The sequence below is a fragment of the Rhizobium sp. 57MFTsu3.2 genome, from assembly GCF_012932765.1.
Classification (GTDB): domain Bacteria; phylum Pseudomonadota; class Alphaproteobacteria; order Rhizobiales; family Rhizobiaceae; genus Rhizobium; species Rhizobium altiplani.
Genome location: NZ_JDWI01000012.1, coordinates 108,078 through 120,622 on the forward strand (window position 1 = coordinate 108,078; position 12,545 = coordinate 120,622).

Here is a 12,545-nt window from a genome sequence, read left to right on the forward strand (position 1 = left end):
GATTAGCCGAGCGAGCTCCGCATCCTTTGAAACATCTTGACTTGAATTATCGCAATGGTGTCCAACTTTCCCGGAATGGCTTCAGAAGGGTGGAGGGCGCAGCGGAGCCGTTTACGCAAATAGCCCACACAGGTCGCGTTTAAACCGATTCGCATCGTCGGTTGATCGTCGTTTTGATTGTGTTGTCCGGGATCAAGAAACCCCGGCGCTGTTCATGCGGCAGTCATATTTGGCAGTGCAAAAGGCTACGCAAATCATCATAACTTTGCTTGGATCCAGAACCGAACCCATGTCAATTTCCGCCACGTCTCCGAGCCCGTCCCGCGAGTCCGAACCGAAGCAGATCGACCACAACGACTCGATCCGCTCGACCTACCTTTCCATCGAGAACATCAAGGCGATGGCCGCCACCGTGGCCGCCCGCGGCGTCGACTCGCTGCCCGCCTTTGCGCCCTTCGATTTCTTCGCGCGGCATAAGGAAAACGAGAAGGAGATCCTGCGGGTCTACCGCACCACGGCAACGGACGTGGAATCCGGGGAAACGATCACCCCCGCGGCGGAATGGCTGCTCGATAACCACTACATCGTTGAGGAAGCGATCCAAGAGATCCGTCGCGACTTCCCGCGGCGCTTCTATCGGGAACTGCCGACGATCAACGTGAACGGCGTCCAGATCCCACGCACCCTGGCGTTGGCTTGGCTTTATGTTGCCCACACTCAAAGCACGATTTCGCAGGAAAGCCTGACGGCCCTTGTCGATGGCTTCCAGCAGGGTGAAACGCTGAGGATCGGTGAGCTCTGGGCCCTGCCGTCGCTCGTGCGCTACGTGCTCGTTGAAAACCTGCGCCGTATTTCGATCCGCGTCGAACGCAGCCGCCGGATGCGCCGGCGCGCCAATGAGGCTGCAGATGAGCTTGTGCGGCTGACCGAGCCGGCACAGGCGGCCGACTATCTCAGGTCGCTCGAGTCGCTCGCCGAAGACAATACCTTCGCGACGCAGTTCCTCTACCGCATGCGCGATGGCTCCCAGGCGTCGAGCGTGGCGATCGCATGGCTGGACGAACGCCTTGAAGCGCTCGGTCGCGACACCGAAGAGACGACGATGGCGGAGCACAGCCGCCTGTCCTCCGGCAACGTCACGATGGGCAACATCATTCGCAGCCTTCGCGAGATCGACGACACCGAGTGGTCGGTCTGGGTTGAACAGGTCAGCCACGTCGACAAGCTGCTCTGGGATCATTCCGACTACGGCGATCTCGATTCCGGCTCACGCAACAAATATCGCAAGCAGATCGAAAAACTGGCCAAGCGCTCGCAGCTCTCGGAAATGGAGATCGCCCAGCTGGCGCTCGACATGACCGAGGAGGCAAAGGCCTCCGACGAGCCACAACCGCACGAACCGAACGTCGGTGGCTTCCTGACCGGCGCGCAAAGACCCAAGCTCGAAGCACGGTCGAACTATCGCCCAACGCTGACGCAGCATTTCGTCCGCACGGTCCGCCGATTCAATTGGCTGTCGATCGCCGTTCCGGTGATCCTGCTCACCATCATCGCGATGGCGATTGTTGGGAAGTTCATGGCGCATGCGGGCATGGGACCGCTTGAGATCGCAATCCTGCTGATCATGTTCTCCCTTCCGGCTTCCGAAGGAGCAACCGGTCTCTTCAACACCGTGCTGTCGTTCTTCGTCACGCCGGCCCGCTTGGTCGGCTACGAGTTCAAGGAGGGCATCCCCGAGGAAGCCCGTACGCTTCTGGTCGTTCCCTGCCTCATCTCGAACCGCGACAGCGTCGATGAACTGGTCCGCAATCTGGAAGTTCATTACCTCGCCAACCCGCGCGGCGAAATCTACTTTGCACTGCTCAGCGACTGGCCGGATAGCCAGGTCGAAGAAACCTCGGCCGATCTCGAGGTTCTGGACTATGCCCGCCGCGAGGTCGCGAACCTCTCGGCACGCTATGCCTTCGATGGCAAGACGCGCTTCTACCTCTTGCACCGCCGTCGTCTTTACAATCCATCCGAGGGCGCCTGGATGGGATGGGAGCGCAAGCGCGGCAAGCTGCACGAATTGAACCTGCTGCTTCGCGGCGACCGCGATACGACTTACCTTCCCGGTGCAAATATCGTACCCGCAAACATTCAGTACGTAATGACGCTCGATGCCGACACGCGCCTCATGCGCGATACGGTCACGAAGCTCGCCGGCAAGCTCTACCATCCGATCAACCGTCCGGTCATCAATCCGGCAACGGGTCGCGTCGAAAGCGGCTACGGTGTGCTGCAGCCGCGTGTCACCCCATCGCTGACTACGGGCAAGGATGCATCGGTCTTCCAACGTGTCTTCTCGATCAACCGCGGCCTCGACCCATACGTCTTCACCGTCTCCGACGTCTATCAGGATCTGGCAGGTGAGGGCACGTTCACCGGCAAGGGCCTCTATCATGTCGACGCCTTCGAAGGGTCCTTGAAGGGTCGCATCGAGGAAAACTCGGTGCTCAGCCACGATTTGCTCGAGGGCTCGATGGCCCGGTGCGCGCTCGTCACCGATCTAGAACTCGTCGAAGATTTCCCGACCCGCTACGAGGTCGAGACGTCACGCCAACATCGCTGGGCGCGTGGCGACTGGCAGCTGCTGCCGTACATGTTCAACCCGACGCACGGTGTGACCGGGCTCGGCCGCTGGAAGATGTTCGATAACCTGCGGCGCTCGCTGACGCCGATCGCATGGTTCTTCGCTTCGGTGCTCGGCTGGTATTTCATGAGCCCGCTCGGCGCGCTGGTCTGGCAGATCCTTTTGATTTTCTGCCTTTTCGTCGCTCCAACCCTCTCGCTGATCCATGGCATCATTCCGCGCAGCAGCGATATCGTTGCCAGTGCTCACCTTTACACGGTCTGGTCTGATATTCGCGCGGCCAACGCTCAGGTAGCCTTGCGGATCGTGTTCATTGCCGATTCCGCTTGCATGATGGCTGATGCCATCGCTCGTTCGCTCTATCGCCTGCTTTTCAGCCACAAACTGATGCTGCAGTGGCGAACGGCAGCGAGCGTTCAGGCCGGCAAGCAGGGAACGATCCCGTCTTACTACAAGGCAATGTGGCACGCGCCAGTGCTGGCCCTCCTCGCACTCGGTTTCGCGGCCCTCTCCGGCGACAACGCCTACCTCGTCGGCGTTCCTTTCGCGTTCCTCTGGATCATCTCGCCGCTGGTCGCCTACTATGTCAGCCAGTCCGCCGAGACCGAGGACCGGCTTGAGGTTGCCGATTCCGTTTCCAGCGAGCTCCGCAAGATCGCGCGCCGCACCTGGCGCTATTTCGCGACGTTCACCACCGCCGAGCAGAACTATCTACCGCCGGACAACGTTCAGGAAACGCCGCACGTGATCGTGGCGACGCGCACGTCGCCGACCAACATCGGGGTCTATCTGCTGTCGGTCGTCTCGGGCCGCCATTTCGGTTGGTTTTCCTTTGAGGAAACCATCGAGCGGCTCGAACAGACGATCGCAACAATCGACAAGATGGAGAAATTCCGCGGGCATCTCTTCAACTGGTACCACACGGATACGCTGGAGACGCTTGGACCGCGTTATGTTTCCGCCGTCGACAGCGGCAACCTCGCCGGCCACCTCATCGCGATCTCGTCTGCCTGCCGCAACTGGGCGGAAGCGCCTTCGGCGCATATGCAGGGCAATCTCGATGGCGTCGGCGATACTGCCGGCATCCTCGCGGAAGTGCTGTCGGAGCTGCCGGACGATCGCAAGACGGTCCGTCCGCTGCGCCGTCGCCTGGAGGAACGGATCATCGGCTTCCAGAATGCGCTGGCTGCGGTCAAGCGCGAGCATGAGTTCGCATCCATCCGCATCATCAACCTGGCCGTACTGGCGCGCGACATTCAGAAGCTCGCCGCCAACCTCGATCACGAGGTGAAGTCTGCTCTGAGCGCCGAAGTCACGCGCTGGGCGGAGTCTCTGGTCAAGGTCTGCGAAGCCCACATTTCAGACAGCACCTTCGATCTGTCCAACATCGATGCATTGCGTCCGCGCCTGATTGCCTTGCGCGACAAGGCCCGTGACCTCGCCTTCTCGATGGATTTCGGCTTCCTGTTCAGACCTGAGCGACGCCTGCTCTCGATCGGATATCGCGTGGAAAGCGGTGAACTCGATCAGGCCTGCTACGACCTCCTGGCGTCGGAATGCCGGCTCACCAGCCTGTTCGGCATCGCCAAGGGCGATCTGCCGACGGAACATTGGTACCGCCTCGGCCGCCAGGTCGTCCCGGTTGGCTCGCGCGGTGCGCTTGTCTCCTGGTCCGGCTCGATGTTCGAATACCTCATGCCACCGCTCGTCATGCAGGAGCGTGGCGGCGGTATCCTCAACCAGACCAACAATCTGGTCGTGGTCGAGCAGATGAACCATGCGCGCAAGCTGGGGATTCCGTGGGGTATTTCAGAAGCGGCCTTCAATGCCCGCGACCATAACCTGAATTACCAGTACACCAACTTCGGCGTACCGTCGCTCGGCCTGAAGCGTGGCCTCGGCCACAACGCAGTCATCGCGCCCTATGCGTCGATCCTTGCCAGCCAGTACGATCCTGACGCGGCGCTGGAGAACCTGCAGCGTCTGCGCAAGCTCGGCGCGCTCGGCAAGTTCGGCTTCCACGATGCCGTGGACTTTACGCCGACGCGCCTGCCGGAAGGCAAGACTTGCGCGGTCGTCTATAACTATTATGCTCACCACCACGGCATGTCGATCGCCGCTGTCGCGAACGTTGCCTTCAACGGCCATCTGCGCGAACTATTCCACTCGGATCCAGTGATCGAGGCTGCCGAGCTCCTTCTGCAAGAGAAGGCACCGAGGGATATTCCGGTCATGAGCGGCAAGCACGAGTCCGATACCCCAGCCAGCATCCAGGACGATCTCTTGCGCCCTGAACTGCGCAAGATCTACGACCCCGCCTCGCGCGATCGCGAGCTGGTCTTCCTCTCGAACGGCCACTACTCGCTGATGCTGACCGCAACAGGCGCCGGTTATTCGCGGTGGAACGGCCAGTCGGTCGCCCGCTGGAAAGCCGATCCGACAGAGGATCGCTGGGGCACCTTTATCTTCCTTCGCGATACGGCGACCAACGAATGGTGGTCGACAACGACGGAGCCAAAGAGTGTCGAAGGCGAACAAGCTAAAGTTCTCTTCGCCGACGAAAAGGCGGAGTTCACCAAGACTGTCGGAGATATCACCAGCGAAGTCGAATGCATCGTTGCGACCGAGCATGATGCCGAGGCTCGACGCCTGACGCTCGTCAACACCGGAACGGAAGATCGCTTCATCGAGGTGACGTCGTATCTCGAACCGGTTCTGGCGACGGACGATGTCGATAACGCCCATCCGGCATTTGCGAGGATGTTCGTCAAGACGGAGATCGGCAAGCGTGGTGACGTCATCCGGGTCGAGCGCAACAAGCGTGATCCGAACGAGCCGAATATGGCCGTTGCCCACCTTATCGTCGACAACTCCGGCTCGACGCGGGACACGGAGTTCGAAACCGATCGCCGCAAGTTCCTCGGTCGGGGACGCAGCCTCGCAAACGCTGCTGCCTTCGATCCGGGCGCGACCCTTTCCGGCACGGACGGCTTCACCCTTGATCCGGTTCTCTCGCTTCGCCGCATCGTCCGCGTACCGCCCGGCAAGAAGGTCACGGTCACTTTCTGGACCATTGCCGCCCCGAGCCGCAATGAGGTGGACCAGGCAGTTGATCGCTACCGCCACGCCGACGCCTTCAACAACGAGCTCGTCCAGGCCTGGACCCGCACGCAGGTGCAGATGCGCCACGTCGGTGTCACGTCGCAGCAGGCAGCAGCCTTCCAGCACCTCGGCCGCCACCTGGTTTATCCGGATATGTATTTGCGAGCCGATGCTGCCGCGGTCGCGGCCGGGATGCAGTCGCAGTCGTCGCTTTGGCCGCTTGCGATCTCAGGCGATTTCCCGATCTTCACGTTGCGCGTCAACGATGACATGGATCTCGAAATCGTCAGGGAGGCCTTGCTTGCGCAGGAATACCTGCGCTCGCGCGGCGTCACCGCCGACTTGGTCATCATGAACGAGCGCGCGTCGTCCTACGCACAGGACATGCAGCACGCCGTCGACCAGATGGCCGAGAATGTCCGCCGCTTGGGTCAGGCCGATGGCTTGCGCCAGCACATCTTCACGGTCCGCAAGGATCTGATGGAAGAATCGACGTATCACGCGCTGATCTCGGCCTCCCGCGTGACGCTCCATGCCAAGAACGGCAAGATTATCGATCAGATCAATCGTGCCGCCGCACTCTTTTCTCCAAGCAAGGAAGAGCAGCAGGAACTGGAGCGCGCCGATCGCACGAGGACGTCAATCAAGCGGAGCGCCCCGAAACGCGCCGCACGGCCATCGAAGGTGGTCATCGAGGAAGAAGGCGATCTCAACTACTGGAACGGCATCGGCGGTTTTGCCGGCGACGGTCGCGAATACGTCGTGCGCCTTCCCGGGGGCCACGCAACGCCGCATCCGTGGATCAATGTAATCTCGAACGAAAAGTTCGGCTTCCATGTCTCCGCGGAAGGTGCGGGGTTCACCTGGAGCGCAAACTCCCGCGATTATCAGCTGACGTCGTGGTCGAATGATGCAGTCATCAACCGCGCCGGTGAAGCGATCTACGTCGTCGATCAAGAAAGCGGCGCGGTCATGACCCCGTTCGCAAACCTCTCAGATCGCCAAGACATACGATTCGAAGCGCGACATGGTCTGGGCTATTCGGCCTTCTCCAGCGTCCAGAACGAGATCGCACTCGAGGTTACGCAGACCGTCGATCGCGAGAAACCGGTCAAGTTGCAGCGAATCCGGCTACGCAATACAGGCTCCAAGCCAAGAAAGCTGCGGATCTACGGCTACGTCGAATGGATTCTCGGCAACAATTCGCAAAAGTCCGCACCGTTCATCCTCTCGGAACACGACGCGGAAACCGGAGCGCTGTTTGCAAGCAATAACTACAGCATCGACTATTCCGGTCGTGTCGCTTTCTTTGTGGCCAGCGAGAAACCATCGAGCTTTACCGCCAGCCGCCGGGAATTCATCGGCAAGACAGGTACGATCCAGGCACCGCGTGCACTGAGCTTGGGAACTAGCCTTTCAGGCGCTACAGAACTCGACGGCGACCCGGCAGCGGTTCTGGCGTTCGATATCGAGATCGCACCGGACGAGGAGCGCGACGTCTGCTTCTTCCTCGGCGATACCAAGACGAAGGCGGAAGCGCGGGCGGTGATCAACGATATCCGCAAGGTCGCCTTTGACGACGTTGTCCAGGCAAATCGTTCGTTCTGGCAGGCGTTCACCGGAAAGGTGCAGGTTTCCACGCCCGATCAGGGCATGAACAATCTGATCAACACGTGGCTCCCCTACCAGAGCCTCGGCTGCCGCATCATGGCGCGCACGGCCTTCTATCAGGCAAGCGGTGCCTTCGGCTTCCGCGATCAGCTGCAGGACACGTTGGCATTCGTCATCCATGAGCCGTCGATTGCTCGCAAGCAGATCCTGAACGCCGCCTCGCGTCAATTCCGCGAGGGCGATGTGCAGCACTGGTGGCTGCCAGGCACTGGTGCCGGCGTTCGGACGATGATTTCAGACGACGTGGTTTGGCTCGCTTACGCGATCCATCACTATTGCAGCGTTACGGGAGACAAGAGCGTCCTCGACGAACAGCTCGCTTTCCTGGAAGGGCCGGCACTCCTCGAAGGGCAGCACGACTCCTTCTATCTGCCGGAAGTCTCCGAAGACAAGGTGAGCGTTTACGAACACGCGGCCCTCGCGCTCGATCTCGCCATCGCCCGAACAGGCAAGAACGGCCTGCCGCTCTTCCTCGGAGGCGACTGGAACGACGGCATGAACCGCGTCGGTATTGGCGGACAGGGCACCAGTGTGTGGCTTGGCTGGTTCCTGGCGGGCGCGCTCCGTTCATTCTCGGCGTATGCTGAGGAACGCGGCGACAAGGCGCGCGTCGAGCGGTGGACACAGCACCTGACCACCCTCAAGGCCGCACTCGAGACCGTTGCCTGGGATGGCGCTCACTACCGGCGTGGCACGTTCGACGACGGCAGCTTGCTTGGCTCCAAGGAAAGCCTCGAATGCCAGATCGATTCCATCGCCCAATCCTGGAGCGTGCTATCAGGGGAGGGAGATCCGGCGCACTCGGCGAAGGCGATGAATTCCGTGCTGGAGAAATTGGTCGATCCGGAAGCGCGGATCATCCGGCTCTTCACGCCGCCCTTTGCAAACTCGGCTAAGGATCCTGGTTACATCAAGGCCTACCCGCCGGGTGTTCGTGAAAACGGCGGGCAATACACCCATGCCGCGACCTGGGTTGTGCTGGCACTGGCTGAACTTGGCCGCGGCGATGATGCCCTCCGTTGCTTCGATCTGCTCAATCCGATCAGCCATGCGCGCGATCCGGCTTCGGCGGAACACTATCGCGTCGAACCCTACATCATCGCAGCTGACGTCTACGGTGAGGGCGCGCTCAGCGGGCGCGGCGGTTGGACCTGGTATACTGGCTCGGCCGGTTGGCTCTACCGCTCGGTGATCGAGGGCATCCTCGGCATCAGGGTGAGGGATGGCCGCTTGTACGTGCGTCCAGCACTGGCAAGCACATGGGACGGCTTCTCCGCCGATATTGAACGCGCAGGTGCTAAATACCTCATTTCGGTCTCAAAATCGTCCCATCCGAGGGGTTACGATGTGACCATCAACGGACGCGAAGTCACCGATCCCGACGAGGGATATCCGGTCGGATAACAGCATTTTTCCTGGCTAATGATCCGGCGATTCGTTGCGGCCAAAAGGGAACCCTTTTGGCCGCAACTGTGTTTGCATATCGGAAGAGCAGGAGAATTCCATGGCAATAGCGCGCGGGGCACCGATCGGCGCCAAGCAGAGTTCTGTGACGGTAGCGCCGGCGAAACGCGATACGCGGTTGGACGTTCTGCGCGGGCTCGCGCTCATCACGATTTTCATCAATCATGTTCCCGGTCAGATTTTCGAGAACTTTACAACCAAGAATTTCGGCTTCTCGGATGCCGCCGAGGCGTTCGTCCTGATTTCAGGCATTGCCGTCGGCTTGGCCTACGGCACGCGGTTTGAGCCAGGCGCGTGGCTCCAGACAGCAGTGAAGGCCACGAAGCGGGCGTTCACTCTTTACCTGGCTCACATGATAACGACGTTCATGACGCTTGCCTTGTTCCTGACGGGCGCCTGGGTCTTCCACCGCCCCGGCCTGCTGTGCGAGATCAACATTCTTGCCGTCCTCACCAATCTGAAGGCTGGTATTCCCTCGCTCGTGCTGCTGGGACATCAGATCGGCTACAACAACATCCTCCCGATGTATGGGGCATTGATGCTGATGGTGCCAGTCATCCTTCTGCTCAACGCGGCAAGCCCTCTTCTCGCTTTGGCCGTCTCCGGCACCGTTTGGCTCTTTGCAGGCACCTACGAGATTGCGCCCCATAACATGCTGATCGAGGGCTATTGGTTCCTCAATCCACTGTCCTGGCAGTTCCTCTTCACGATCGGCATCGTCGGTATGATGCATGTCCGCCGCGGCGGCAAACTGCCGCAGCACCCGGTCCTCTTTGCCGCTGCCGCCGCTTACGTCGCATTGTCCTTCGCCTGGGTGGTCGGTCAACTCTGGAGCTTCGGGACTGCGTTGGCAGCGCTCGGTCTGCCGCCGGTGCTGACCGGTTTCGACAAGACGTTCCTGTCCCTGCCAAGACTGTTGCACGTTCTGGCGCTGACGTATCTCGTCATCAATATTCCGGCAATCTCGCGCCTGCTTCGCCGGTCCGCAGACAATCCGCTGACCATTCTCGGCCGCCACTCGCTGAACATCTTTGTCGCCGGCACCATTCTGGCGATGGTTGGCCAGGTGGTGCTCTACATCAACAACCACGACCGGATCGTCGGCCCGGTCTTCGTGGTTATCGGCATCGCCATCCAGTTTGCCTACGCCTACCATCTTGAGCGTAAGCGCAAGCTCGAGACAGGCGGCCGAGACAGGTTGCCCAACCGAACGCTGGTGCCGGTTCCTGTCCGCGTCGATCGTTCGCGGGATCGGCGCTAGACGGCGGTGGCATCAGGCTGCTGGAAGATCGCAAGTCCGCCGCCACGCCGCCGCATCTGATCGCAAAAACCTTGACTCCTGTGGAAAACCTTCTAAGAGCAACGGCGGAAAAGGAATATCCATGGTTCGCGACGAACACGCCATTGCTGCATGCAATGACCGGGCACAAGGTGCCGGGATGGATATTGCCGTTCCGGTTTCTTCCAAAACCAAGGCCAAAACGACGACGAAAACCGTCTGACGTCTCTGGCCTGCCGCTCTCTCCCCGGCCCGGCTGGGGACAAGGAAGCCGCGATATTTGCGCGCTTTCCCCCTCACCGGACAAGAGGAGAGAAGAGAAAGAGAGCTTGAGAAATGGGTTTTAAAGTTGCAGTTGCGGGAGCGACCGGGAATGTTGGCCGGGAAATGCTCAATATCCTCTCCGAGCGCGGTTTTCCTGCCGATGAAGTCGTGGCGCTTGCGTCCGCGCGCTCGCAGGGCACCGAAGTGTCCTACGGCGACAAGACGCTGAAGGTCGCCAACCTCGAAAACTACGATTTCTCCGATACTGACATCTGCCTGATGTCGGCCGGCGGCGAAGTTTCCAAGAAGTGGTCGCCCAAGATCGGCGCCCAGGGTTGCGTTGTCATCGACAACTCCTCGGCGTGGCGTTACGACGCAGACGTGCCGCTGATCGTTCCGGAAGTGAACCCGGACGCTGTTACCCAGTTCAGCAAGCGAAACATTATCGCAAACCCCAACTGCTCGACTGCGCAGCTTGTCGTCGCTCTCAAGCCGCTGCACGACTTCGCCAAGATCAAGCGCGTCGTCGTTTCGACCTACCAGTCCGTTTCCGGCGCTGGCAAGGACGGTATGGACGAGCTGTTCAACCAGACGCGCGCCGTCTTCGTCGCGGATCCGATCGAGAACAAGAAGTTCACGAAGCGTATTGCCTTCAACGTCATCCCGCACATCGACGTCTTCATGGAAGACGGCTACACGAAGGAAGAGTGGAAGGTTCTCGCCGAGACCAAGAAGATGCTCGACCCGAAGATCAAGGTGACCTGCACGGCAGTTCGCGTTCCAGTCTTCATCGGCCACTCTGAATCGGTCAACATCGAATTCGAAAGCGAGATCACGGCCGATCAGGCACGCGACATTCTGCGCGAAGCTCCCGGCTGCCTCGTCATCGACAAGCACGAGAACGGTGGTTACATCACGCCTTACGAATCCGCTGGCGAAGACGCGACCTTTATCTCGCGCATCCGCGAGGACGCGACGGTCGAGAACGGCCTGAATATGTGGGTGGTTTCCGACAACCTCCGCAAGGGTGCCGCTCTGAACGCGATCCAGATCGCCGAGTTGCTTGTCAATCGCGGACTTGTGAAGCCGCGCAAGCAGGCAGCCTGAACCAGTTGTTAACTATGGTTTGTTAAGCCCGGCTAAATAAGGTAAGGGCTTTTCTTGGCGCGGGTTGGTCGTTTCGGCTTCCCGCGCTTGCCAAATCAAAGACGGTGACAATATTGCCGAAAGCGGGGCCGCCGGCCCGGTTTGAAGGCCAGTCAGATCGGGATATCTCCATGCGCATGACGAAATTTTTGCTGGCAGCTGCCGCCGCCTGCATGCTCCACGCAGTTCCTGCAGCCGCCACGGCAGCCCAGTGCGGCAACAACGGCGCCGGCTTCAACGCCTGGGTGGACGAGTTCAAGCAAGAAGCCGTTGCAAACGGTGTCAGCCCCTCGGTTCTGGATCGCGCCTTCGCAAACGTCTCCTACAACAGGCCGACCATTGCCGCCGACCGCGGCCAGAAGAGCTTCAAGCTTTCCTTTGATGCCTTCATGCAGAAGCGCGGTGGTGCCGCGATCATCTCGCGCGGCAAGAGCATGAAGCGCTCCAATGCAGCTCTTTTTGCATCGATCGAGCGTCGCTTCGGTGTTCCTGCCGGCCCGTTGATCGCGATTTGGGGCATGGAAACCGGATTCGGCAGCTACATGGGCAACCAGCATACGCTGTCGGCCGTCTCCACGCTCGCCTATGACTGCCGTCGCTCCGACTATTTCACCGACCAGCTTTATGCCGCGCTGCAGCTGGTCTCTGAGGGTTATCTCAATACGCAGGCGCGTGGAGCAGCGCATGGTGAAATCGGCCAGACGCAGTTCCTGCCGCGCAATGTCGTGCGCTTCGGCGCCGATGGCGACGGCGACGGCCGCGTCGATATGGTCGGTTCTCGCGCTGACGCGCTTGCCTCGACTGCCAACTTCCTGAAGGGCCATGGCTGGCAGGCCGGTGCGGGTTATCAGCCGGGCGAGCCCAACTTCGCGGCCATCGCCGGCTGGAACGCGGCGACGGTCTACCAGCAGGCGATCGCCTACATTGGACAGCAGATAGACGGAAATTGAGAACAGCGTAGCGTAAGCCAAAAGCGCCGAACCGAAG

5 protein-coding genes are annotated in these 12,545 nt (G+C 60.4%); all 5 read left to right on the forward strand.

The features are described 5' to 3' along the window. Positions 1 to 289 precede the first annotated feature (289 nt). The 5 genes from AF71_RS15080 (at position 290) to AF71_RS15095 (ending at position 12,508) form a co-directional block, all read left to right on the forward strand. Positions 290 to 8,809 carry a glucoamylase family protein gene (locus AF71_RS15080; protein ID WP_169681910.1) on the forward strand — a complete coding sequence of 2,840 codons (8,520 nt, stop codon included), beginning with the start codon at positions 290 to 292 and terminating at the stop codon, positions 8,807 to 8,809. A 100-nt stretch (positions 8,810 to 8,909) separates the two neighbouring features. After that, complete coding sequence (gene opgC / locus AF71_RS15085; RefSeq protein ID WP_169681912.1) at positions 8,910 to 10,130, forward strand: OpgC domain-containing protein; 1,221 nt, start codon at positions 8,910 to 8,912, stop codon at positions 10,128 to 10,130. Further along, positions 10,120 to 10,371 carry a hypothetical protein gene (locus tag AF71_RS31335; protein ID WP_348644137.1) on the forward strand — a complete coding sequence of 84 codons (252 nt, stop codon included), beginning with the start codon at positions 10,120 to 10,122 and terminating at the stop codon, positions 10,369 to 10,371. The genes opgC and AF71_RS31335 overlap by 11 nt, the downstream gene beginning before the upstream one ends. Positions 10,372 to 10,484: 113 nt before the next feature. After that, positions 10,485 to 11,519: an aspartate-semialdehyde dehydrogenase gene (locus tag AF71_RS15090; protein ID WP_018858927.1), complete on the forward strand. Its 1,035-nt coding sequence runs from the start codon at positions 10,485 to 10,487 to the stop codon at positions 11,517 to 11,519. Between the two features lie 170 nt (positions 11,520 to 11,689). Next, positions 11,690 to 12,508 (forward strand): lytic transglycosylase domain-containing protein, encoded by an 819-nt coding sequence (locus tag AF71_RS15095; RefSeq protein WP_018858928.1) that lies wholly within the window; start codon positions 11,690 to 11,692, stop codon positions 12,506 to 12,508. Positions 12,509 to 12,545: the final 37 nt, after the last annotated feature.

What these genes read in the sequence shown, in the direction of transcription:
- AF71_RS15090 (WP_018858927.1), top strand. Translation starts at nt 10,485, where the DNA reads ATGGGTTTTAAAGTTGCAGTTGCGGGAGCGACCGGGAATGTTGGCCGG.
- AF71_RS15080 (WP_169681910.1), top strand. Translation starts at nt 290, where the DNA reads ATGTCAATTTCCGCCACGTCTCCGAGCCCGTCCCGCGAGTCCGAACCG.
- opgC (WP_169681912.1), top strand. Translation starts at nt 8,910, where the DNA reads ATGGCAATAGCGCGCGGGGCACCGATCGGCGCCAAGCAGAGTTCTGTG.
- AF71_RS15095 (WP_018858928.1), top strand. Translation starts at nt 11,690, where the DNA reads ATGCGCATGACGAAATTTTTGCTGGCAGCTGCCGCCGCCTGCATGCTC.